General features: G+C 60.5%; 17 protein-coding genes and 1 riboswitch. Of the genes, 5 read left to right on the top strand and 12 right to left on the bottom strand.

Annotation, left to right across the window (positions count from 1 at the left end):
• Window positions 1–263: 263 nt before the first annotated feature.
• A complete protein-coding gene (gene metK, locus HW554_RS18390) occupies window positions 264–1,526 on the bottom strand; it encodes a methionine adenosyltransferase (RefSeq protein WP_176910013.1) in 1,263 nt (420 codons plus the stop codon).
• A gap of 216 nt (window positions 1,527–1,742) precedes the next feature.
• Here metK and HW554_RS18385 point away from each other — a divergent pair, with 216 nt between their 5' ends.
• On the top strand, window positions 1,743–2,567 hold the full coding sequence (locus HW554_RS18385; protein ID WP_176910012.1) for a phosphatase PAP2 family protein: 825 nt from the start codon (window positions 1,743–1,745) through the stop codon (window positions 2,565–2,567).
• A gap of 289 nt (window positions 2,568–2,856) precedes the next feature.
• On the opposite strand, the gene HW554_RS18380 is transcribed toward HW554_RS18385, so the two are convergent.
• From HW554_RS18380 to HW554_RS18370, 3 genes are all read right to left on the bottom strand, one after another.
• On the bottom strand, window positions 2,857–5,310 hold the full coding sequence (locus HW554_RS18380) for a S9 family peptidase (protein WP_176910011.1): 2,454 nt from the start codon (window positions 5,308–5,310) through the stop codon (window positions 2,857–2,859).
• Between the two features lie 116 nt (window positions 5,311–5,426).
• Window positions 5,427–6,044 (bottom strand): HD domain-containing protein, encoded by a 618-nt coding sequence (locus tag HW554_RS18375; protein WP_176910010.1) that lies wholly within the window; start codon window positions 6,042–6,044, stop codon window positions 5,427–5,429.
• A gap of 44 nt (window positions 6,045–6,088) precedes the next feature.
• Entirely contained in the window at window positions 6,089–6,523 is a 435-nt protein-coding gene (locus HW554_RS18370; RefSeq protein WP_176910009.1) for a GNAT family N-acetyltransferase, read from the bottom strand.
• Between the two features lie 126 nt (window positions 6,524–6,649).
• Between HW554_RS18370 and HW554_RS18365 the strand changes: the two genes are divergently transcribed.
• Window positions 6,650–8,041, top strand: a complete 1,392-nt coding sequence (locus HW554_RS18365) for a PQQ-dependent sugar dehydrogenase (protein WP_176910008.1) — start codon at window positions 6,650–6,652, stop codon at window positions 8,039–8,041.
• A 113-nt stretch (window positions 8,042–8,154) separates the two neighbouring features.
• Here HW554_RS18365 and HW554_RS18360 read toward each other — a convergent pair whose 3' ends face one another.
• Window positions 8,155–9,183 carry a cation diffusion facilitator family transporter gene (locus HW554_RS18360; protein WP_176910007.1) on the bottom strand — a complete coding sequence of 343 codons (1,029 nt, stop codon included), beginning with the start codon at window positions 9,181–9,183 and terminating at the stop codon, window positions 8,155–8,157.
• Between the two features lie 227 nt (window positions 9,184–9,410).
• Between HW554_RS18360 and HW554_RS18355 the strand changes: the two genes are divergently transcribed.
• Window positions 9,411–10,787 carry an Nramp family divalent metal transporter gene (locus tag HW554_RS18355; protein ID WP_176910006.1) on the top strand — a complete coding sequence of 459 codons (1,377 nt, stop codon included), beginning with the start codon at window positions 9,411–9,413 and terminating at the stop codon, window positions 10,785–10,787.
• 95 nt (window positions 10,788–10,882) lie between these two features.
• On the top strand, window positions 10,883–13,342 hold the full coding sequence (locus HW554_RS18350) for a TonB-dependent receptor (protein WP_176910005.1): 2,460 nt from the start codon (window positions 10,883–10,885) through the stop codon (window positions 13,340–13,342).
• Window positions 13,343–13,428: 86 nt separating this feature from the next.
• On the opposite strand, the gene HW554_RS18345 is transcribed toward HW554_RS18350, so the two are convergent.
• From HW554_RS18345 to HW554_RS18325, 5 genes are all read right to left on the bottom strand, one after another.
• Window positions 13,429–14,250 carry a DUF6503 family protein gene (locus HW554_RS18345; protein WP_176910004.1) on the bottom strand — a complete coding sequence of 274 codons (822 nt, stop codon included), beginning with the start codon at window positions 14,248–14,250 and terminating at the stop codon, window positions 13,429–13,431.
• 242 nt (window positions 14,251–14,492) lie between these two features.
• The gene (locus HW554_RS18340) at window positions 14,493–14,984 is read right to left on the bottom strand and encodes a hypothetical protein (RefSeq protein WP_176910003.1); all 492 of its coding nucleotides are present in this window, start codon (window positions 14,982–14,984) and stop codon (window positions 14,493–14,495) included.
• Between the two features lie 119 nt (window positions 14,985–15,103).
• Window positions 15,104–17,404 (bottom strand): B12-binding domain-containing radical SAM protein, encoded by a 2,301-nt coding sequence (locus HW554_RS18335; RefSeq protein ID WP_317170907.1) that lies wholly within the window; start codon window positions 17,402–17,404, stop codon window positions 15,104–15,106.
• A gap of 192 nt (window positions 17,405–17,596) precedes the next feature.
• Window positions 17,597–18,169, bottom strand: a complete 573-nt coding sequence (locus tag HW554_RS21035; protein ID WP_176910002.1) for a helix-turn-helix domain-containing protein — start codon at window positions 18,167–18,169, stop codon at window positions 17,597–17,599.
• The gene (locus HW554_RS18325; RefSeq protein WP_176910001.1) at window positions 18,166–18,519 is read right to left on the bottom strand and encodes a hypothetical protein; all 354 of its coding nucleotides are present in this window, start codon (window positions 18,517–18,519) and stop codon (window positions 18,166–18,168) included. The genes HW554_RS21035 and HW554_RS18325 overlap by 4 nt, the downstream gene beginning before the upstream one ends.
• A gap of 238 nt (window positions 18,520–18,757) precedes the next feature.
• Between HW554_RS18325 and HW554_RS18320 the strand changes: the two genes are divergently transcribed.
• Window positions 18,758–19,027 (top strand): hypothetical protein, encoded by a 270-nt coding sequence (locus tag HW554_RS18320; protein WP_176910000.1) that lies wholly within the window; start codon window positions 18,758–18,760, stop codon window positions 19,025–19,027.
• 150 nt (window positions 19,028–19,177) lie between these two features.
• Here HW554_RS18320 and HW554_RS18315 read toward each other — a convergent pair whose 3' ends face one another.
• Together HW554_RS18315 and HW554_RS18310 are read right to left on the bottom strand one after the other, a co-directional pair.
• Entirely contained in the window at window positions 19,178–20,260 is a 1,083-nt protein-coding gene (locus HW554_RS18315) for a DUF5074 domain-containing protein (protein WP_176909999.1), read from the bottom strand.
• A 111-nt stretch (window positions 20,261–20,371) separates the two neighbouring features.
• Window positions 20,372–22,294, bottom strand: coding sequence for a TonB-dependent receptor plug domain-containing protein (locus HW554_RS18310; RefSeq protein ID WP_176909998.1), 1,923 nt, complete (start codon window positions 22,292–22,294; stop codon window positions 20,372–20,374).
• A 202-nt stretch (window positions 22,295–22,496) separates the two neighbouring features.
• Window positions 22,497–22,726, bottom strand: a riboswitch (cobalamin riboswitch).
• Window positions 22,727–22,880 lie beyond the last annotated feature (154 nt).

Here is a 22,880-nt window from a genome sequence, read left to right as displayed (position 1 = left end):
TTACAGATGGCGGCGCAACTACAGCAGGAGTAAGGCACAAAAAAAGCGCCGGCCTACTGGCCAGCGCTCTGCTTAAGTTTTGGGTAAGGACAAGCCTGAATTTTCAGGCGGGGCTTTTACATGCTTAATAGCTACTCAATGCTGTAGGTAGTAACCGAACTCGCCAGCACTGTAGCCGGCCCGGTAGATAGCGTAAGCCGCTAATAATACCAGCGCCAAGCGCAACGGCTTATTCTGGGTTTGAAGTAGCCTGAACAGCAAAATCATAGGCCAAATTCAGCTTTGATCTTGTCTACGTAGTCGAGCTTTTCCCAGGTAAAGGTTTCGACGGTTTTGGTGCTGCCATCGGGCATGTTAACCTGCTTGGTGCCAGCCTCGCGGCCCATGTGGCCGTAAGCAGCCGACTCGGCGAAGATGGGGTTCTGGAGGCCTAAGCGCTGTACGATGGCGTAAGGGCGTAAATCGAAGATGTTCTGCACTTTCCGGGCAATCTGGCCGTCGGTGAGCTTCGCGCCACTGCCGTCGCTGGCTTGGGTTGTACCGTAGGTAGTCACGAACACGCCTACCGGCTCGGCTACACCAATGGCATAGGCTACCTGCACCAGTACCTGGTCGGCCACGCCGGCGGCTACCAGATTTTTAGCAATATGGCGGGCCGCATAAGCTGCCGAACGGTCAACCTTGCTCGAATCTTTGCCCGAGAAGGCTCCGCCGCCGTGTGCACCTTTGCCGCCGTAAGTATCCACGATAATCTTGCGGCCCGTGAGGCCCGAGTCGCCGTGAGGACCACCGATGACAAACTTACCCGTAGGGTTGATGTGGTAGGTGATGCTGTCGGTGAACAGCGCCTGAGTATTGGCGTCGAGCTGGGCCTTTACGCGGGGGATGAGGATGGTTTTAATATCCTTTTCAATACGGCGCAACATGGTGGCCTCATCGGCGTCGAACTCGTCGTGCTGGGTGCTGACGACGATAGTTTCGATGGCTTCGGGCGTGTTGTCGTCGGCGTAGCGGATGGTCACCTGGCTTTTGGCATCGGGGCGCAGGTAAGTCATTTCGCGGCCTTCTTTGCGCAGCGCCGATAGCTCGCGCAGCAGACGGTGCGACAGATCGAGGCCCAGCGGCATGTAGTTGGCCGTTTCGTTGGTCGCGTAGCCGAACATCATTCCCTGGTCGCCGGCACCCTGCTCTTCGGCCGTAGCGCGTACCACACCTTGGTTGATGTCGGGCGACTGCTCATGCAGGCGGTTCATCACCTCGCAGGTGTCGGCATTGAACAGATACTCGGGCTTGTTGTAGCCGATGCGTCGGATAACCTCGCGGATAATAGGCTCGGCATCTACGTGGGCAGTCGACTTTATTTCGCCGGCCACGAGGGCAAAATCGGTAGTTACCAGCGTTTCGCAGGCAACTTTGGCGGCGGGGTCCTGGCGCAGGTATTCGTCGAGAATAGCGTCGGAAATCTGGTCGGCTACTTTATCCGGGTGGCCTTCCGAAACGGACTCGGAAGTGAACAGGTAGGGCATCAGCTAAGAAGGGTAGAAGTACGCGAGAGGCCGGTAGCCCCTGCCCTGCGTTGGCAAATGACCAGGCAGGGCCGCAAAGCTACAAGATTTCCGGCGGTTGGCTAAGTCAGACATATACTAGGTGTGACCTGTGTAGCCCCGACCTAAACCGTAGGGCTACTTTTACGTTTCAGGCCCTCAACAGATGATTCCTTTTTTGGTTTACCCTTCTTCTCTATGAAAAAGTATTTTACCCCGCTGCTACTCCTGCCGCTACTGCCCCTTGCCGAGGTACAGGCCCAGCGGGCACCTTCGCCCTACAGGACACGCTTTGCCGTCGATGCGCCTGTTACGGCCGGCTTGGGGGCGCTGAGCGGTGTGGGGCTGCTGCTGATTTCCAAAAAAGATGGCCTGAACCAGACGCATCTGGCGGCCCTCAATAAGCAGGATGTGCCGAAGTTTGACCGGTTTGCAGCCGGGAACTACAGCACCAGCGCCCAAACGGCCAGCGACTTTATCGTGTATCCGTCGCTGCTGCTGGCGCCGGGGTTACTGGCCCTCGACAGCGACGTGCGGGGCCGCTACGGGCAGGTGCTGGGTTTGTACCTGCAAACCATGCTTGCCTCCAATGCTGCCTTTACGCTTACGGCCGGCAATGTGTACCGCTACCGGCCTTTTCTGTATGGCTCCGAAGGTGGCGGCAAGCGTACCAGCCATATTTCCACCAACTCGTTTTTTGCCGGCCATACGGCCAATACGGCAGCAGCTACGTTCTTCGCCGCCAAAGTATATCATGATTTCAACCCCGGTTCGGCGGCCCGCCCTTTCGTATGGGGCACGGCAGCATTGCTGCCCGCTGCTACGGGCTATTTCCGCCTCAAGGCCGGCAAGCACTTCCTATCCGACAACATTGTGGGCTACACGGTAGGCGCAGCGGTGGGCATTTTGGTGCCGCAGTTGCATAAAACTACGAGCCGCACCGGCCTATCGGTGTTTCCGGTGCAGGGTGTTAACGTAAACGGTTACGCCTACTCGGGGCTGGGTTTTATAAAGCAATTGTAGCCGGCTACTGGCTAGCCAGCAGACGGGCTGGAGAATGAACGCTAACATGCCCCCGAGGCCGCCGCAGTGGGCCGTGTAGCCGGTAAAAAGGTTTTGATACAGGTGGTATAGTATCTGCCTTAGGTATGCGGTGCAGGCGAAGGCCGGCAGGAAGCCATGGCCACCAGGAGCAACGGGCGGCTTTAGGTGGTATGCTTGGGAAGCTCAGGTTACTGAGATTAAAAACTAAAAAACGGCGATAGACTTAGCCTATCGCCGTTTTTTAACCTGGAAATGCATGCTTCGGGCTCTACTGCCCACTGGTGCCGCTACCGACGGCTGAAGCTGGCTTTAAATTTTCCTCAAACAGCTTCAGGATGCGGCGGTACTCATCGGTCCAAGATGAGGGCTCCACGAAGCCGTGGTTCTCGACCGGGTACACGGCCAGCTCCCAGTTCTCTTTTTTGAGCTCGATGAGGCGCTGGGTAAGGCGGACGATGTCCTGGAAATGCACGTTGGTATCGACCATGCCGTGGCACATGAGCAGGTGGCCTTTGAGGCCGGCGGCGTAGTTGATAGGGGAGGAGCGGGCGTAGGCGATGGAATCGTTGAAGGGCTCGTTGAGGATGTTGCCGGTGTAGCCGTGGTTGTAGTGGGCCCAGTCGGTAACCGAACGCAGGGCCGCGCCGGCCTGGAACACTTCCGGCTGGGTGAACATGGCCATCAACGTGATAAACCCGCCGTAGGAGCCGCCGTAGATACCGATGCGCTGGGGGCTGACGCCGTATTTCTCGGCCAGCAGCTTGGCACCGTCCACTTGGTCGGTGAGGTCTTTGCCGCCCATGTAGCGGTAGATGCCGGTGCGCACGTCGCGACCGTAACCGGCCGAGCCGCGGTAGTCGATGTCGAGCACTGTGTAGCCTTTATCGACCAGCAAATTGTGGAACATGTACTCGCGCGAGTAGCTGCTCCACCACTTGTGGGCGTTCTGCAGGTAGCCGGCACCGTGCACGAAAATCACGGCTGGCCCCTGGATTTGGGGGTTGGCGGGGCGGTAAAGGCGGGCATATACGCCGGCTCCGTCGCGAGCTTTGTATTCGATTACCTCGGGCTGGCGCCAGGCGTAGCTCTCGAATTCGGGTGTGGTGGAGTGGGTGAGGGCACGCATTTTAGCGCCCGGCTTGTTGTCCATGGTGTACAGCTCCCAGGGCGTATTGCTGGTGCTGTAGCGCAGGGCCCAGGTTTTCTCGTCGGGCGAAAGCGTAGCCTCGTCGTATCCTCCTGGCTGGGTGGTGAGCTGCACGAGTGGGCCACCCGCTACCGGCATGCGGTACAGGTGCTGCTCGCCGGGGTGGGTTTTATTGGCCAGCAGGTACCACGTTTTGCCGTCGCGGCTGATCTGGGTTTTCTGGATTTCAAAATTCCCGCTGGTCAGCGCCTTTTTCTGGCCACTGCCCATGTCATAGCTGTAGAGGTGAGAGTAACCGGTAGCCTCGCTCTGGAACCATAGCTGGTGCGAGCCGGGCAGCCAGCCCACGTTGCCCTCGCCGTAGCCGATGCCGGGACCGTTAATCCAGGCGTCATCGTGCTGCCGGTCGAGCAGCTTTATTTTCTGGGTGGCCGGGTCGAGGGCCACAATCCAACGGTCCTTGTTATCGGCGCTTCGGATAACGAGGAAGGCGTGGCGGCCATCATCCGACCAGAATGGACCGAAGGGAGCCACCCGCCGCAATTCGGCTGCCGACTTAGCTATTTTGGCACCTTTAGCTGCCTTCGCCGAATCGGCGGGCACGGGGGCTTGGGCTTTCAGCTGGTACTCCTTACGGTAGGCGGGCTGCTCGTCGAGGCCTTGCAGTTCGGCGTAGCCCAGCACAAAGGTTGTGTCGCGGCCCACGTCGTAGAGGCCCAACTGTAAGGCGGTCTGGGCCGCGCCTACTTTGGTGCGGGTGTTGATGTCTTCGGTGAAGCCCGAAGTGGTCACGAAATCGGGCACCAGCGCCACTTTGGCAGCCGTCGGCTCCTGGGCCAGCGTGTAGGTCACGTAGCGGCCGTCGGGCGAGAGGCGCAGGTTGCGCACCGTCTGAGTGCCAAGCCAGATGGCTTTGGGGCGGAGCCTGGCCAGCGCCTTCTGCTGCCGCTGCCGGGCCTTGGCGTCCTGCTCCTTCTCGCGTAGCACATCAAACAGCGCCAGCTGCTGAGCCTTCAGGTACTTTTCGCTTTGGTCGGTGGGGGCGGTACCGGCTGGCCGGCTGCCCTTGCGGAAATCGGTGCGTTGCACGGTTTCGCCGGTGGTGGGGTCCCAGGTAAACAGGTTGCCACCGCGGGCGTAGCTGATGGCCTGGTCCTGCAGGGCGAAGTGCGGGTCGGTTTCCTGTTCGGCGGTGTTGGTTACGCGCCGGATGCGCTGGGTTCTGAGGTCGAGCAGGTAGATGTCGCCGGCCTTTTCGTAGAGCTTGCGCTGGTAGCGCCGGTCGTACTCGCCCTCGGCGGCCGGTAGTGCCACCTGCTCGCGCAGGCTCACCTTGCGGGCCGTGCCGCCGCCGGGAGCAATGCGGTAGAGCGAGTCGCGTCGGGTCTTCTCGGGGTTCCAGTTGAAGTAGATGGATTTGCCGTCGTCGGCCCAGGACACGTTGCTGGGCGAGGTGCCCAGCCACTGGGCCTGGTCGCGCATTATTTTCTCAACGGTGAGCGGGGCCAGCTGTTGGGCCTGGGCTGAGCCAGCCAGCAGCAGCGCCGCCAAAGGCAGCAGGTAACGGTGGGTCATAAGGAGGGATTTCGTTTCGGAAGGTAAGGGACGTAGCGGGTAAGCAGGACGTTGCGCCGCAGAACGGCTGTAGCGCGAGGCGGAAGCTTCACGCTACAGCCGTTCTGCGGCTCGGTCTACCAGCCATTCAGCTCTGCCCGCAGGTTGCGCCGGGCTGCTGCCTCAAACCGATCATGAAACGCCGCGGTGCGGTATAGCGCCGGGGCGGCCAGCAATTGCTCCAGCACTTTCCGGCGGCCCCGACGGTACAGCACGGCAGGCACCAAGCGGTACTCTTGCCGGATCTGTTGGGCGTATTCGGCGTAATCAGCTGGTTCGGCACCCAGCACGCGCAGGTCGGCGTCGAGGAAGAAATCCAAGTCGGGCGCAGGGGCGTGGGCGGCGGCATGGCGGGTAGTGCACTCGATAAGGTAGGCCACCCGCGCCTGCCGCTCGGCGCTCAGCGTGGAGTGCGCCAGAAACTGCCGAGCTAATTCGGCACTGAGGGCCTCGTTTTCCGAGGAAAGGTAGTTGTATACTGCATCGTGAAACCAGACGGCCAGCTCTACAACCTCGCGGTCTACCACCATCCCGGCGTACTCGTCCACGGTATCGAGCAGGGCTTGCACATGGCGCAGGTCGTGGTAGTAGCGGCCGGAGCCAGAATATGCGGCGCTGAGCTGTTGGTACGTGGAGTTGCACCGGGCCGCGTCGGGCATCAGGGGATTTACGAGGGCGTTCCAGCGGGTTTGCATGGTAGGTGGGATATAGCACGAACCGAAGGACAGTGCAGCTAAGCTCAATTTCCTGTGGGTACGCCGTAGGGGTTGGCTTTCTTGATTTCCAAGAACCGCTCGGGGGTGGGCAGATCCTGGAAGCCGAAGCGGCGGTAGAGGCTGTGGGCGTCGAGGGTGGCCAGCATGAAACGGCGGACGCCCTGCAAATCGGGGTGAGCCATGATGGTTTCTACGAGGTGCTTGCCCAGGCCCTGGCCCTGGTACTCGGGCAGCACGAAAACGTCGCAGAGCCAGGCAAATGTCGCGCGGTCTGTTACGACCCGGGCGAAGGCCGCCTGCCGGCCATCGGGGCCGTAGAGGCCGAAGTTGAGCGAGTTGGCAATGGCCCGCTCCAGGGTTTCCAGCGGCATGCCCAGGCCCCAGTACGACTGCTGGCTGAGGTACTGGTGAATCAGGGGTACATCGAGGCGGGCGGGGTCGGAGCTGACGGTGAACATGGGCGGTAGGAGTTGAAGAGGAGTGGCAAGAACGGCAGGTAACGGCAGATGGGAAAGTCAGGGCCCGCGAGTCGGGCGTTTTTGTTATCTTTTGCAAATCCTCTCCGCTCACTCAACGGCCTAACTATGAATCGGTTTTGCACCTCGTTATCGGTCCTGCTACTGGCCGCTGCACCCCTGGTGGCCCAAACACTCCCGGCCCTCACCACCTTCCCGGTAGGTACTGCCACCGTCACCGTTTCGGCCCTCACAACTGGCCTGACGGTGCCCTGGGAGTTGGTCTGGGGACCCGATAACTTCATCTGGATGACCGAGCGCGGCGGCCGCATCAGCCGGGTGAACCCCACCACCGGCGCGGTTACGCCGCTCATCACCCTGGCCGACGTGTCCACGTCGTCGGAGGGCGGGCTGCTGGGTATGGCGCTGCACCCCGATTTCGTTACGTCGCCTTTCGTGTATGTGGTGTACAATTACACCGACGCCGGTGGCACCTACCTCGAAAAGCTGGTGCGCCTGACGTACGCCAACGGCACGCTGAGCGCGCCGCTGGTGCTGCTGGGCAATATTCCGGCCACCAGCACTCACAGCGGCTCACGCCTGCTCATTTTGCCCGACCGCACGCTGCTTATGAGTACCGGCGACGCCCAGCTGCTGCCCCAGGCCCAGAATCCGGCCTCGCTCAATGGCAAAATCCTGCGCCTCAACCTCGATGGCAGCGTACCCGCCAACAACCCCATATCCGGTAGCCTGACCTACACGCTGGGCCACCGCAACCCCCAGGGACTGGCCCTGGGCCCCGGCAACCGCATTTACAGCTCGGAGCACGGGGCCAACAGCGACGACGAGCTGAACCTCATTGAGCCCGGCCGCAACTACGGCTGGCCCACCGTGGAAGGCTACTGCGACCAAACCACTGAGCTGGCCTTTTGCACCCAGAACAACGTGCGCGAACCCCTCACGGCCTGGACGCCCACGCTGGCCGTGGCGGGCCTCGCGTACTACACGTCGCCCGCCATTCCGGGCTGGCAAAATCGTCTGCTGCTGGTTTCGCTCAAGGCCGCCCGCCTTACCGATCTGGCCCTCAACGCCACCGGCGACGCCATTTCTACCCGCACCGACTACCTCACCGGCTTCGGCCGGCTGCGGGCCATCTGCGTTTCGCCGCAGGGCCGGGTGTATGTGGCCACCAGCAACCGCGACGGCCGCGGCAGCCCCGCCGCCACCGACGACCGAATACTGGTACTCGAAAACCGCGACTTCGTGGTAACGGCCACTACGGCTCCTGCAGCAGCCCGCCTGCGCCTCTGGCCCAACCCCGCCCGCCAGACCCTCACGCTGGAGCGGCCGGCCCTGGCAGCCGATGCTGTCAGCATCAGCGACGCGCTGGGCCGTCGGGTGCGAACGGCTCGTTTCGCAGCCGGTCAAAGCCAGCTCACGCTTTCAATTGAGGATTTGAAGCCGGGCGTGTACCTAGTGCAAAGCGGCGGCCGCACGCAGCGGCTGGTGGTGGCAGAGTGACCATTGCGTTGCGCCTCACGTGCGCCTCACCCCTTGGCTTTCTCTCCGAAAAAGGAGAGGAGGAACTGCCTCTAGCTTGGTTTAAGCTGCTCCAGCTCAAAAAAAGCTAAAAACTAGTCCCCCCTCTCCTTTTCGGAGAGGGGGCTAGGGGGTGAGGTGACCTCCAGTTGGTGCCGCTCGTTTTTGGCCACATTGGCCAGCGTCCAAGTGATTTCCTGGGTGAAGGGGTGGCGGCGCACGGGGCAGTCGGTAACGTGGCAGTGCCAGCAGGCCGCGAAGGTGCAGGGGTCGGCGTGCACGAACATTTCTACCGGAATACCGAACTCCTGGGCCACCAGCGCCTCGATGTCGTGTACGTGCTCGTGGGTTTGCTCCAGGCTCAGGTAATAGGGCATGGTTACGTGGCAGTCGATGTGCAGATTGGCGCCGTGGCGCTGCACGCGCAGGTTGTGTACATCAATCCAGGCCGGCTCGCGGTGTTCCTGCAGTTCGGCCACCACTTGCTGCACGGTGCTCACGTCGGCCTCATCCATCAGCCCCGACACCGAGCGGCGCACCATCCGAAAGCCGTTTACTACAATGAACGCACCCAGCCCCAGCGCCGCCAGCGCGTCGTACAGCATGTTGTCCGTCAGCATAACCAAACCCAGCGCGGCGCACGAAACGAAGGTGCTCACGGCATCGAGGTAGAGGTGCTGGCCGTCGCCGACCAGGGCCGGCGAGTGGTGCTGGCGGCCGGCGCGCACCAATAGCCAGCCCGTGCCCAGGTTTACAATGGCCGTGGCGGCCAGCAGCACAATGCCCCAGTCGGGCCGGGCCACGGTGTGCGGCTCCCACAGGGCCAGCAGTGCCGCATAAAAAATGTAACCGCCCGCCATCAGAATCAGCCCGCCCTCGAAACCCACCGACAGGTACTCGATTTTGCCGTGGCCGTAGGGGTGATTCTCGTCTTTGGGCAGCCCGGCCAGGTAAATGCTGTAGAGTGCAAAAGCGCTGGCCACGATGTTGATGATGGATTCCAGCGCGTCGGTGAGCACTACCTGCGAGTCGGTGAGGGCCCAGGCGTAGAACTTCACGCCCACCAGCACCACGCTCACAACCAGTGAGAGTAGGGCATATCGGGTTTTGAGCGGCAGTTTCATAGCGGGCACTGAAGGAGAAAAGCACGGAATCCGGACAAAGCTAGCACTTGGCCCGGCCCCATCCGACGCGAGCCGGCCCGCTAAAATTCCGCTTTTGCGGAAAGCACAAAACTTTTCCGACACATCTGAGTAAACTAGATGCTTTAAAAATTAAATTTAGAGTAATCTAAAAATGAGGTGGCTTCGTATCTTTGCGACGTACCCTGCCCGCTTACCCTCTGGCATCTATGTCTCAACCCATACCCGTTTCTTCCTCTTCGACTGCCACCGCATTCGACCAGAATGCTGGCTGGCGCTATCCACGGCGGGCCAACTCGCTGTCGGAGGTGTATGCTTCCATTATGGTGCCGCCCGAAGGAGCCTCGTTCTGGCGTAAGCTGTGGGCCTTCACCGGGCCGGGCCTGATGGTGGCCGTGGGCTACATGGACCCCGGCAACTGGGCCACCGACATCGAGGGCGGCGCCCGCTACGGCTACATGCTGCTGTCAGTCATTCTGATTTCCAACTTCTTCGCCATGCTGCTCCAGCACCTGTCGGTGAAGCTGGGCATCGTGACGGGCCGCGACCTGGCCCAGGCCTGCCGCGACCATTACTCCAAGCCCGTTTCGTTCGTGCTCTGGCTGCTGTGCGAAATTGCCATTGCCGCCTGCGACCTGGCCGAAGTTATCGGCTCGGCCATTGCCATCAACCTGCTGTTTGGCATCCCGCTCACTTGGGGCGTGGTGCTCACCATTGCCGATGTGCTGGTGGTGCTCTACTTCCAGAGCAAGGGCTTTCGTATCATCGAAAGCATTGTGGCGGGCCTGGTTTTCGTGATTTTCGGCTGCTTCGTTTACGAAATAATAGCGTCTAACCCCGACTACTTTGCCATGGCCCAGGGCCTGATTCCGAAGCCGGAAATCGTCACCGACCCCAGCGCGCTGTACCTGGCCATTGGTATTCTGGGAGCCACCGTGATGCCCCACAACCTGTACCTGCACTCCAGCATCGTGCAAACCCGAGCCATCGAGCCAACCGAGCCCGCCCGGCGCTCGGCCATCAAGTTTGCCACCATCGACAGCACGGTGGCGCTGTTTCTGGCCTTCTTCGTGAACGGGGCCATTCTGGTGGTGTCGGCTGCGGCCTTCCATAGCAACAACCTGCGTGAGGTAGCCGACATCTACGACGCCCACAAGCTGCTGACGCCGGTGCTGGGCGCGGGAGCGGCCTCGGTGGTGTTTGCCATTGCCCTGCTGGCTTCGGGCCAGAACTCGACGCTGACCGGCACGCTGGCCGGGCAAATCGTGATGGAAGGCTTCCTCGACATCAAGCTCAAGCCCTGGATGCGCCGCCTGATTACCCGCGCCATTGCCGTAGTGCCGGCCCTCATCGTCACCATTCTGTATGGCGAAAAAGGGACGAGCGACTTACTGGTACTAAGCCAGGTTATTCTGTCGATGCAGCTCAGCTTCGCCGTTATTCCGCTGGTGCTCTTTACCGGCAACAAGCTCAAAATGGGCGTGTTTGTGAACAAGCCCTGGCTGCAGGCTATCTGCTGGGCAGTGTCGGCCATCATCCTGAGCCTGAACGGCTACCTACTGTTCCAGTTCTTTACGGGAGCCTAAATACCGGCTTCGCAAAGACCGCTACAAACCAGTGTAGCGGTTTTTGATTGACTTCTGATTTAGATAAATCTAAAAAATTAATTCGCCTTTCTTAAATGCAAATTCTTTCTGCCCTGATTCTTTGCCTGCTGACCTTGCCGGCCCTGGCCCAAACCAGCAGTCTGGGCGGTCGGGTGCTCGACCAGCGGGGCCAGCCGGTGCCGTTTGCCAACGTAGCCTTACCTGCCCTGCAGCAAGGTGCCGCCGCCAACGAGAGCGGCCGTTTCGCGCTGTCCGACCTGCCGGCCGGGCCACAGCAGGTACAGGTTAGTGCGGTGGGCTACACCACGGCCACCCAAACCGTAACGCTACCGCTGACCCAGGCCCTCACGGTGCGGCTGCAATCCACCGAGAGTACGCTGGGCGAAGTGGTGGTTACCGGTGTGAGCCGGAGCACTGAAATTCGCCGCTCGCCGGTGCCTATTGCGGCCGTAACGGGCCGTGAAATCCGCCTGAATGCCAACGGTAACGCCATTGATGCGGCCGTGCGTGGCGTGCCCGGCCTCTCGGCCGTAACCACCGGCCCCAACATCAGCAAGCCCTTTATCCGGGGCCTGGGCTACAACCGGGTGCTCACGATGTTTAATGGCTTGCGCCAGGAAGGCCAGCAGTGGGGCGACGAGCACGGCATTGAGGTGGACGGCTACGGCCTCGACCGGGTGGAGGTGGTAAAAGGTCCCGCTAGCCTGCTCTACGGCTCCGATGCCGTAGCCGGCGTAGTTAACCTGCTGCCCGCTTTGCCCGCCGGCCCCGATGGCGAGCTGCACGGCGAGGCGCTGGCCGAATACCAGTCGGTGAACGGGCTGGTGGGCAAATCCCTGGCCTTCGACTACCAAAAAAACGGCCTCCAGACCAGCCTGCGGGGCAGCCACCGCTGGGCCCGCGACTATAGCAACCCCGTAGATGGCCTCGTGTACAATACCGGTTTCCGCGAGCTGAACTTAACGGGCATGGTGGGCGTGCAGAAGGAGTGGGGCAATGTGCGCCTTTGGCTGACGACGTACAACAACCGGCAGGAAATACCCGATGGCAGCCGCGACTCGCTGAGCCGGGCCTTCACCAAACAGCTCTTCGATGGTGACCAGGACGACTTCAATAACCGCCCCGTAGTGCGCAATTCGGAGCTGAAAAGCTACGGCATCAGTACCCTGTATCAGCACATCCAGCACTACCGGGCGTTTGCCACGAGCGAGCTAAAAACCGGCCCCGGCGAGTTGCGCCTGCTGCTGGGCATGCAGCAGAATCACCGCCAGGAGTTCAACCATCCTACCGCTCCCAGCCAGCCCGGCCTCGATCTGCGCCTGACCACGCTCAACTACCAGGCCCGCTACCTGTTCCAGGATTTCAATGGCTATGAGCTAACGGTAGGCATGAACGGCATGGCCCAGGACAACCAGCACCTGAACGCCACCGACTTCGCCATTCCGCCCTACCGGCTCTTCGATATCGGGGGCTTCGGAGTGGTCAAAAAGGCCTTTGGGGCGCTGGAGTTGACCGGTGGCCTGCGCTACGATACCCGCGTGGTAGACTGGAACGACTTCTACACGGGCATTGATCCGGTTACCGGTTTTGGCACCAAAGCCGATGCCGGCACGCTTGGCGCCGACCGACAGTTCTCCAATTTCCATAAAGTGTACCGCGGCGTATCGGCCAGCGTGGGCGGCTCGTACGCGGTGGGGCCTAGGCTAGTGTTGCGCGCTAACGTGGCTCGCGGCTACCGGGCCCCCAACATCCCCGAAATCGGCTCCAACGGCCTCGACCCGGGAGCCCACATCATCTACCTGGGTAACCCCGATTTCCAGCCCGAATTCAACTGGCAGCAAGATGTGGGCGTGCTTTGGAAATCGCCCGGTTTCGAAGCCAGCGCCGAGGCGTTCTACAACCACGTCGAAAACTTCATCTACCAGGCCAAGCAGTTCGATGCCAACGGCCAGGCCCTGAGCGACCAGTTTGGCAACTCGACGTACAAGTTCGAGCAGGCGGCGGCCAACCTTTTTGGGGGCGAAGTAGCCTTCAATGTGCAGCCCGCCGCGCTGCCGGGGCTGAGCTGGCGTACCGGCGCGGCCCTGGTTATCGGCGTCAATAAAAACGCGGCCCTGCAGGACCGGGAAGGCACCGCAGCCCGTTACCTGCCCCTGATTCCGGCCCCGACGGCCCAGAGCGAATTGCGCTTTGCACTGCCCGGCCAGCCCGGCAGCCGTCTGGCCGGCAGCTATGTGCGCCTGTCGGTGGCTGGCACCGCCCGCCAAAACCGCTTTTATGCCGTAGATGGGGCCGAAACGGCCACGCCCGGCTACGTGCTGACGGGCCTGGGTGCCGGTACCACCCTGCGCACCGCCGCCGGCCGCGACGCCCTGCAACTGGTGCTGCAAGCCGACAACCTGTTCGATGTAGCCTACCAATCTCACCTCAACCGCCTCAAATACTTCGAGTACTACCGCGCCTCACCCACCGGCCGCCTGGGCATCTACAGCCCCGGCCGCAATCTGAGCGTAAAAGTGATAGTGCCGTTTTAGCGAGTTTTCAGTTGTCTGTTAGCTGGTTGAATCAGGCTTCGAATGCAATACTACTGACAACTAGCAACTGACAACCTACAACTGGTTTACTGCTTCAACGAATCTATTTCTGCCCCCTTGGGTATGGTAAACAGGCTGGTTTCGGGCTGAACCGGGGTAAGCGCTACCTGGCTGAACGTACCCTGATAGCGCAGGTCACCGATCTGGTTGTCGGCAAATTTGTGGCCCTCCATGCGGCGCGGTAGTAACAGGCCATTTACCTGCTGCCACTCGGGGTAAAGCAGCGCATTGTAGGTAGCTTCTTTGCCAGGCTCGAAAAACGTAACGGTGTAGAGCAGCAACTCCAGACGGTAGGTTTCGGGGTTGAAGTGGGCAATGTATGCGTCGCCCGACGAGTCGCCGCGCCCGTCTTCGTACGTGACTTTGAGCGCCCGGTAGCTCTTGCCGGCTACCGTTTGGGTGCCCAGATCTTTGTACTTGGTCCCCTCGTCGGCCAGTACAAACGGGATGGTAAAGAAGTAGAAGTAAAGGTTGTGGTAAAAGCGGGCCGACATTTTGCCGAACGCCGCCTTGTTCGGGCTCACCCACAACTGGTTCTGGTCGTTGAGGCCGAGCTGGTAGGTTGGTCCCTCCACCCGAACCTGCCGGGTGCGCAAATCAATCAGCTGCTTTTCCTCCCGGGCTTCGCCGCCGAGCGTACCACTCAGCTGGTAGCTCATCGTACCGAACTGCTGCCAGGCGGCCAGCCCGCCGTGGGCTTCCAGGGCCTGTTGCAGCAGCTTGGGTAGCTCCCGTTCGGCAGCAGCAGGTGTTTCGGTGGGAGCAGCAGCTGTGGTAGCGGCTTGCTCGGAGTTGGAAGAACAGGCGGCCAGCGCCAAAGCGAGGCTAAAGTAGAGGGCGTTTTTCATGGATAGCTCAGCAGTGGGTGGTAATGGAAGCAGCCATAAAACTACTGCACCCGGGTTTGTTCGTGGTCGGCTGTTGCCGGTTTCCGGCCGGTCTGTTTGTTGCGGCACGAACAGGCCCGCCAAAGTCAGCTTGTCACACGCTCTGCCCATGTGCCTCGCCCGCTTGATGCGTTGTCAATAGCTCCAACAGGTGCCTTCAACCAGCACAAACAGTTTCTGTCGACTTTACGGGCGATTCTGGCCTACAGCGTGGCTATGAATTTGCCGTTCGTTACGGTTTTCGTCAACTGCTTGTTCAGGTAGCCTCGGCCTGTAAGGGTGAAAGTGCCCGAAACGCTGGTGGCCGTAAGGGTAGAAATGGTAACGGAGCTAGACTCGGCCGTGTAAGGCTCTCCGTTTGGTCCGGTGCTGGTACCAAGGTCGATGAAGGTGGCCTGAGCCTGCGAGTTGGTACCGATTGCGTGCGTCCCGATGCTCTTTGGCATAGAGAGCGATACGGCAACCTGCGTACCGCTCGAATTCGGGCCCATGGTGTTTTGGTAGATATAGACGTTCACCTTGTCAAAATTCGTTTCAGCCCGGGCCAAAATCGAGGTGCGCTCTTGCCCGTCTATCGTCCAGCTGGCTACCACGGCAGGCTGAGGGTACGCGTCGTTGCGTTTCGAGCAGGCAGTTAGTGCCAGCAATACGCACAATGGAGCGACGGTGGCATAAAAGCGTAGAGAGGGGTGCATAGTGAGGGGTTTAGCTTGGAAAGTAGACGTGTAGTAGCCCCCGTCAATAGTTGTTCCAAACTGAGCGTCGGAGCGAGGTGAAAGTTGCCGCCCAGCGGGTAAGCGGCCCCGTGTGCTTCCTACAGCACCAACAGGCCTTTTTCACGCAACGTCAGCCACGCTTCCGACTCCAAAAACTGCGTAAAGGTTGCGCCAGTCGGGAAGTCGCGGGCGGCGTCTTTGAGCAGGATTTTGGCGTCGTAATCGGAGCTGAGGCGGATGAGCAAATCGTGCAGCCAAGGGCCAACAGCAGCGGGCACTTTCAGTTCGAAGTCTTCGGCCTGCTCGTAGAATGTGAGCACGGCGCGGCCACTCTTTTTGCCGGTTTCGAGGCGTAGCTCGGGGGCGTTGCCAAGCCAGAACAGGCGCAGGTTCTGCTTCGCGAAATCGGGTTTGGTGGGTTCCTGCAGGGCCTGGGCTACCACGTTGCGGGGTACGGTGGTTTTGGGCACCCGGAAATCGAACCAGAAACCCAATGGCTCGTGCAGGGCCACACCGTGCAGATAGTTGTAGAGCGCCTTGGCCAGTCCGGGCCCGAACTGCCCGTGGTCAGTGCCGGTGGGGTCGTCGTGCCACAGGTCGTTCCAGGCAAACGGGCCGGGCTCGGGACCCACGGCGGCCACCTGGTATTTCGCCGGGTTCTTGCCTACCGGCGAGTGGGCCGTCATCGAAAACCGGTGCCAGTAGCCGCTCTGGATAATGCCGGTTTCAAATAACTGCCGCACGATTTCCAGCGAATCCACGGTTTCCTGCGTGGTTTGAGTGGGGAAGCCATACATCAGGTAGGCGTGTACCATCACGCCGGCCTGCGTAAAACCGTCCGTCACGCGGGCCACCTGGGCAATGGTTACGCCCTTTTCCATCAGGGCCAGCAGCCTATCCGAGGCCACCTCCAGGCCCCCGCTCACGGCAATGCAGCCGCTGGCGGCCAGCAGCCGGCACAAATCGGGCGAAAAGGTTTTCTCGAAGCGAATGTTGCCCCACCACGTAATGCCGGTGCGGCGCTTAAGCAGCTCGATAGCCAAATCGCGCAGGGCCAGCGGCGGGGCGGCCTCGTCCACGAAGTGAAAGCCGGTCTGGCCGGTCTGGGCCACAATCTGCTCGATACGGTCGGCCAACAGAGCCGAGGGCGCGGTTTCGTAGCGGCCGATGTAGTCAAGCGTGACGTCGCAGAACGAGCAGCGCTTCCAGTAGCAGCCGTGGGCCACCGTCAGCTTGTTCCAGCGCCCGTCGCTCCAGAGCCGGTGCATAGGGTTCAGCACCTCAATCACCGACAAATACTCGGTCAGCGGCAAATCAGAATAATCCGGCGTACCCACTTCCGGGTGCGGAATATCAGGCTGCGGATGGTTGATGTACTCCACCTCACCCGCTGCGTTGCGCAGGAAGGTGCGTTGGAAAGTATCAGTTGCCAGTTGCCAGTTGTCAGTTGTCAGTTTGTTCTGCTGGCCTATTTGAACGGCCTGACAACTGGCAACTGACAACTGACAACTAATTGCTTGCAACAATCTTAGCCACGGCCCTTCGCCATCGTCCAGGGTCAGCAAGTCTATGTAATCGAAGAAGCGTGGCTCTTTGATGTTGCGCAGCTCGGTGTTAGGGTAGCCGCCGCCCATAATGGTGTAGGTGGCTGGACTGGTTTGCTTGATGCGGCCGGCCAGCCGGAGCGCGCCGTAGAGGTTGCCCGGAAACGGTACCGTGAAGCCCACCACATCGGGCTGCACGCGGGTCACGAGTTCGTCGAGCAGTTCCAGCAGCAACTCGTCGAGTAGGTTAGGCGGGGTCTGCAGGGCTGCGTGCAGCTCATCGAAGGTGGTAGCCGACATGCCCAGCTTCTCGGCGTAGCGTGAAAAGCCGAACTGCGGCCCCACGGTTTCTTTAAGCAAGTCGCCCAGATCTTCGAGGTAGAGCGTGGCCAGATGGCGGGCCTGGTCGGTGAGGCCCATGGTGCCGAAAGCAGTTTCCAGGTCGGCCACGTTGTCGAAGCGGCTGGCTTCGGGCAGGTAGCGCGAGTGGCAGATGCGGGACGACAGGGTGCTGTCCTTGTTCTGCAGAAACCGTACGACGGGCTCCACTGTGCTTAGGTAGCTGTTTTTGAGCCGCATCATCCGGCGTACGTTGTCGCTCAGCGCGAAGTCTCCGGCTTCGATTTCGGCAAACACCCGCGTCAGGCCCGCCCGCGAAAACAGCTTCAGCACCAACTCCAGCCCCAGATCGGCCTGCGTTACGGCATAGCCACGCCCCCCCAGAAACCCCTTGATGTAGGCCGTAGCCGGGTAGGGCGTATTGAGCTGCGTGAGCGGCGGCGTAATGAGCAGAACTTTGGGGGAAGTCAACGCGAAGACATCAAAGGTAAGGGCCAGTTGAGCCGAAGAAAACACACCTAGCGTACCGGGTAGTAAGCAACCGCCAAGCGGCGCGAAAGGTGCCTGCGAAGGTACAGCCCCACTCGCCGCCTGCCCTCAGTGAGCACGAAACTAAGGCACCCTCAGAAGCGACAAAGCCACCCAGCTACCTCGGCAGAGGTTGGCTAAGCGGCTTTGGCTTGCTTTAAACTAGTCGCTTGTAGCAGCTTAACCTAATTGGTCGAGCGAGAGGCGGCGGGGCAGCAAGTCGCGGCGGAACTCGCTCACTGAGCGGCCGGTAACCTGGCGGAATTGATTGCTAAGATGCTGGCCTGAGCTGTAGCGCATTTTTTCGGCTATTTCGCTCAGCGTCATCTCATTGTAGCTCAGCATCTCCTTCACCCGCTCAATCTTCATCCGAATCAGATACTTCTCGATGGTGAGGTTGGCGGTGCGCGAAAATACCTTGCTCAGGTGCGAATAGGTGGCCGCAAACCGGTCGGTGAGGAAGGCCGAGGTGGTTAGCGGCATACGGGCGGTACGCAGGTGCTCGAGGTACTCAATCAGCGCCGATTTAATCTGTTCGGTAAGCTGATCGGCACGGCCCATTATTACATCGAAGCCGGCTTCACGTAGCAGCGGAGCCACGGCGCTGGGGTCGGCAGGCGTAGTTTCATCCAGCTGAACCTGGCCGAGCGTTACATCGGTAGGAGTGTAGCCGGCCTGTTCGAAAAGGGTGCGCACTGCGTCAATGCAGCGTGGGCAAACCATGTTTTTAATGTGGAGCAGATTGGTTTTCACGGATGGTTGCGGTTGGAGGGTTTCGGCCGTGCGACAGCACGCGCGGGAGTACGGGAAACGGCGGCGGCAGGCTTTTTACGCCGGCTCGGGCTAGCCGGGGCTTCTGCCCAAGCCGGACCAAACCAGTTGGCTGCCGCCCAACTTACAAACGGAACTGCGGCCAAAAAGGTAATGGCCAACAGCCAGAAAAATACGAAAAAGGTCCCAAACAGTCGAATCAGAAATTGATCCTGGCTTCCGTACAGGTACAGAATCAGCGCCAGAGCTAGGGCAGCGCTGATTGCAGCCAGCAGGGCAATCTGCCGGAGCAACGGACGCAACTGGAAAAAAACGCTGGCAGATTGGGGCATAACGCTACGTGAAGGGCGCAAATATAAGCTGCCGCCCTGCATGGTAGTTATAAGGGCTGATGGAAGACGAATTGAAAACGGACCATATGAGTAGTGTTAGTCAAGGAAACAAAAGAAGCGTGCCGGTTGCCTGAGGCGCCCAGCACCCCGGAAGCGCATACGTAAAAACCAGGTGGGCAGTCAGCCGTACAGCTAGGTACTTTACGCTTCTGATCTGCCACATTCTATTCATTCTTTCATGAAAATTGCCCTACTCCGCCCTTTGGCAGCCATTCTGCTACTCACTGGTTCTCTTGCAGCCTGCAGCACCGGCAGCGAAGAGGGTGCCACCAACGTTGAGATTGGCCGCGACAAAAAGATGGATCCCGAAGCGCTCCGCCCCAGCAACCAGGGCGCCGACTCGGCAGCCTCGGGCATTCAGCCCGATGCCAACCGAACGACCGTCAGAGACCAGTACGAAAAAGCCGGTAATACCCACGACCGCAACCGCGACGGTTTAGCCGACTAAGTTGCACACTAACAACAAAGTAGCACGCCGGCGCTTTTGTTTAGCGCCCCAGCCAGGTTAAAAAAGCAAAGCCCCGCACTCCTGTTGAGTGCGGGGCTTTGCTTTTTATTAATAGAGGCCGGCCTATGGGCCAGTGGCTACTTACGAGGCTTAATAAAATACGAAACCGTTGGGGCCAGCCAGAACCGTGAACGAGTCGATGGCGGCACCGGTGTTTTTAAAGCGAATCACCTTGTCGGCCGACGAAAACGAGGCCAAGCCGCCGTAAATCGTGCCGTCCTGCGGATCTACGCCCAGGCCGTAAAAGCTGCCGCGCTTAATTAGCGGGGTAGTGGGCAGCGCCGGCTCATTGATGCCCAGCGTGTACACGCCTCCCAAATAAGTGTAATAGAGCTGGTCGAGGCTGCCGTTGATGGTCAGGTTGCCGGGGGAGCTTTGGTCGGAAGGCATTTCGCGGGTGGTAGCCGTAAGCTGGCCGGGTATAATCTGCGAAAGGCTGCCTTTGCTTAGCCGGGTAGGGTTGGGGTTGTACACTATTTTACCGCTGTTCAGTACCCAAACCCGGCCGTTGCGGTCGGCCACCACGCTGTTGGGCCCGTCGCCTACCGTAATGGTGCCTTCCACTACATCGGTAGTGGTATTAATGACGGTAACCGTGTTGTCGCCGTTGTTCGTTACGTAGAGGCGTGAGCCCACCACGGCCAGTTGCTCGGGCTGCTTACCCACGGTAATGCTACGGGTTACCTTATTGGTTTTTAAATCGATAACTGATACCTGCCCAGAAGAAGTACTGTACGATACCGTTTCGGTTACATAGCCCTTGTCCGACGAAATGGCCACAAAGTATCGTGGCAGCTTGAGGTTGCTAATTGTGGCTTTCGACTTGAATTTTGCCATCGATACCACCACCAGCTTATTGCTGTTGTTGAGCACGATGTAACCCAGGCTGTCGCGCACAGCCATGCTTTGGGCAACATCACCAAGTGGTTCACCATTGGCCGAGGAGTACAGGGCCTTGTTGGTAACCGCGCGATTAGCCTTGCTGAACAGGCTGATTTCGGCGTTAGAACGCGTAAAGTTGCCCTCGTTTACCACAAACACCGAGTTCGTAACGATGGGCTGCAAGCCGGGTGTCGGGTCTTTGTCGGGGTCGCAGGCCAGTAGCGTAAGTGCGGCGGCGCTACCCAGTAACAGCCGGCCCGGCAGGCTGGCAAAAGCAAAAAATGGCTTCATTTGGAAAGAAGGTTGGTAAGGATTTTTGGTGAATTATTGGTGTTGAGTAATTTGCAATCGTCGGGTATCAGAGCAGTCAGAAACCCGGCAACTGAACACGGGCAACTGCTGCTACCGCCACAACAGGCGCAGGCTGAGGCTGGCGTTGCGGCCGGGCAGGGCGCGGTTCTGGTAGTTCTGGTAGTTGTTGTTGGTCAGGTTGAAACCCTGGGCCAGCACCAGCAGCTGCCAGGCCGGTGCCACAGCCAGCGTGCGGCCCACCGAGGCATTCAGCAGCAGAAACCCGGGCAAAAAATTGGTGGCCGAGGCGTCGGTGTAGCGGTGGCCGGTGTAGGTGAGCGTGGTGCCCAGCTGCCAGCCCTGCCAGGCGTGGTCGGTGCTAAAGGCCACCGTATGCCGGGGCACGAAGGGCAGCTGCCGGCCCACCGGGTCGGCGTCGGCGGCCGTACCCTGGGTTTTTTCGGTGCTCGTGAAGGCGTAGGAGCCCCGCGCCGTGAGCCGGTACGCGCCGAGCTGCCAGCCCAGCGTGCTGCTGGCCTCCAGGCCCTGGGCCCGCACCTGCCGCAGGTTGCGCGGCGACCAGTACGAGGCGCCCGGCGTCCACTGCACCCAGTTATCCACCAGTTGGCGGTAGCCGGTCAGCTCGTTTTGCAGGGTCAGGGTGGTGGTTTTATAGGTGTGCGCCAGTCCGCCTTCGTAGCCGAAGCTTTGCTCGGGCAGCAGGTCGGGGTTGCCGCCGGGCCGCCAGTACCGCTCATTCAGGGTGGGGGCACGGTAGCTGCGCGAGGCGTTGCCTTTGAGGCTGAGCGCGTGTCGGCCGACGGCCAGGGCCAGCCACTCGGCCCCGGCAGTAGGGGTGAGGGGCGGCTGCCGGCCTGGTAAGATTGCCTGCCGAACATTCAGGGAGAGTTGCAGCCGGGGCTGCGGGTCGTAGCGCAGCAGCAGGAAGCCCGAGTAGCGGTTTTCGGTGCGCGGGGCCGCGCCATAGCCGTCCACTTGAGCCGCGAAGTGCTGGGCTTCGGCCCCCAGCCGTACCGAGGCATTAGCCGCCAGCCGCCAAGTGTGCTCGGCCTGGGCCTGACTGGTGCGCACCCTCGACTCGCTCAGCCCACTTGCGTCGTCGCGATAATCGAGCACGTCCTCGAACCACGCCGCCCGCACGCTCCACTCGCTGCGCGTACTCACCCGGCGGTAGCCGGCCGTCAGGCGGCGGCTCTGGTCACGCTCCTGGGCGTTGGTGTTGTTGGTGCCGATGCCGGGCTGAATCTGGCGGTCGGCATCAGTAAGCCAAATGGCAGCGCTCAGCTCCCCGCGCTGGCCCAGCCGCAACGTAGCATCCTGCGTGAAGCTGGCCTGCCGGAAGGCGGCGTTTTCCTGGCGCTGCTGCACCCGGCCGCGGCCTTCACCCACGTAAAAAGGAAAGTTGTTATCGGCGCGGCGGTAGTTGAAGCTGGTGCGCAACGCTATTTTCTGGTTGCTGAAGCCGGCCGTGGCCAAGCCAGCGCCCAACCCGAAGCTGCCGTAGTCGCCCTGCGCGGTGCCGTGCCAGCCCCGGCCCCAGTCGGCCGGACTGTTGGCGGCGGCGCTGAGTTGCACCGTGCCACCCACTGCCCCGTTGCCGTAGGTAGCACCCGCCGGCCCCGGCTGCACGTCCACTTGCGTGGTGCCATTTACGGGCAGCAGGGCAAAATCGGCCTCCCCTAACGACGGCAAGTTGATGTTGAAACCGTTCCAGAGCACGGCCGTGTGCCGGGCCGAAGTGCCCCGCAACGTTATAGAGGATAACTGGCCCGGCCCGTAGTTCTTCAGGTAAATGGCAGTGCGCGCACCCAGCGCATCGGCCAGCGTGCCGCTGCGGTAGTTGTTCAGGGCCACCGAATCGAGCACCAGCTGGCGGCTGCCCACGGCAAAGTGCGTCGGCCGCAGGCCCGCCACCCGCACAGTGGGCAGTTGCTGGCTTCGCAGCGTATCGGTCGGGGCCTGGGCCGCAGCGGGTAGCGCCGTACCAGCCAGCAGGCCGAAGCCGCCGAGCAATACGAGTTGGGCGGCAAGCCGTCCGGGTAAAAGCGTCTGGAGAACCAAAATTTTCGTGACCGAAAAATTCAGTTCAAAACTTCGTGGGGTTTACGCCAAAGGCGCCGACCAGCCGAAGCCGAGTCCGAAAACAGAAGGGTATTCTGCAGCCCCGAAAGGCCGCTACTGCATTCGTTCTCCGCCCTTCCTCCGCAGGCGCTGAACATAGGAAAATGCAAAGGCAGGTCTCCTGGCTTGCTCCTGGCGCGTCGCCTTCCCATTTCTGCCGTCTATTTTCAACATGAAAACAAACAGCTGCCGAAACAGTGGCCGGTGATGACGCGCCGACTCTTGAAGCGTACAGTTGCGGGGACAGCTCCGGTTTCGAACCGGATTCCCTTTTCAGCCTCGCCCCCCAATCGGGGTCCGGCCACCTTTACATGGGCAAAGATAGGCGGGGAATTATTAGAAGTGAGAAGTGATAGGTCAGATGTGAGAAGTGAGCATAGAGAAGTGAGCCAAGGAACGTCATTCAGAACGTAGCGAAGAATCTCGCTTGAAATCGTTGTTATGCCGTTGAAGCTGTTTAGAAAGTCAAAAGAACGTC

This window comes from Hymenobacter lapidiphilus, assembly GCF_013377885.1.
Taxonomy (GTDB): Bacteria; Bacteroidota; Bacteroidia; order Cytophagales; family Hymenobacteraceae; genus Hymenobacter; species Hymenobacter lapidiphilus.
This window is presented reverse-complemented; position numbering and strand designations above follow the sequence as displayed.

Excerpts from the sequence above, each read along its gene's own strand:
- metK (WP_176910013.1), bottom strand. The coding sequence starts at position 1,526 with ATGCCCTACCTGTTCACTTCCGAGTCCGTTTCGGAAGGCCACCCGGAT.
- HW554_RS18385 (WP_176910012.1), top strand. The coding sequence starts at position 1,743 with ATGAAAAAGTATTTTACCCCGCTGCTACTCCTGCCGCTACTGCCCCTT.
- HW554_RS18380 (WP_176910011.1), bottom strand. The coding sequence starts at position 5,310 with ATGACCCACCGTTACCTGCTGCCTTTGGCGGCGCTGCTGCTGGCTGGC.
- HW554_RS18375 (WP_176910010.1), bottom strand. The coding sequence starts at position 6,044 with ATGCAAACCCGCTGGAACGCCCTCGTAAATCCCCTGATGCCCGACGCG.
- HW554_RS18370 (WP_176910009.1), bottom strand. The coding sequence starts at position 6,523 with ATGTTCACCGTCAGCTCCGACCCCGCCCGCCTCGATGTACCCCTGATT.
- HW554_RS18365 (WP_176910008.1), top strand. The coding sequence starts at position 6,650 with ATGAATCGGTTTTGCACCTCGTTATCGGTCCTGCTACTGGCCGCTGCA.
- HW554_RS18360 (WP_176910007.1), bottom strand. The coding sequence starts at position 9,183 with ATGAAACTGCCGCTCAAAACCCGATATGCCCTACTCTCACTGGTTGTG.
- HW554_RS18355 (WP_176910006.1), top strand. The coding sequence starts at position 9,411 with ATGTCTCAACCCATACCCGTTTCTTCCTCTTCGACTGCCACCGCATTC.
- HW554_RS18350 (WP_176910005.1), top strand. The coding sequence starts at position 10,883 with ATGCAAATTCTTTCTGCCCTGATTCTTTGCCTGCTGACCTTGCCGGCC.
- HW554_RS18345 (WP_176910004.1), bottom strand. The coding sequence starts at position 14,250 with ATGAAAAACGCCCTCTACTTTAGCCTCGCTTTGGCGCTGGCCGCCTGT.
- HW554_RS18340 (WP_176910003.1), bottom strand. The coding sequence starts at position 14,984 with ATGCACCCCTCTCTACGCTTTTATGCCACCGTCGCTCCATTGTGCGTA.
- HW554_RS18325 (WP_176910001.1), bottom strand. The coding sequence starts at position 18,519 with ATGCCCCAATCTGCCAGCGTTTTTTTCCAGTTGCGTCCGTTGCTCCGG.
- HW554_RS18320 (WP_176910000.1), top strand. The coding sequence starts at position 18,758 with ATGAAAATTGCCCTACTCCGCCCTTTGGCAGCCATTCTGCTACTCACT.
- HW554_RS18315 (WP_176909999.1), bottom strand. The coding sequence starts at position 20,260 with ATGAAGCCATTTTTTGCTTTTGCCAGCCTGCCGGGCCGGCTGTTACTG.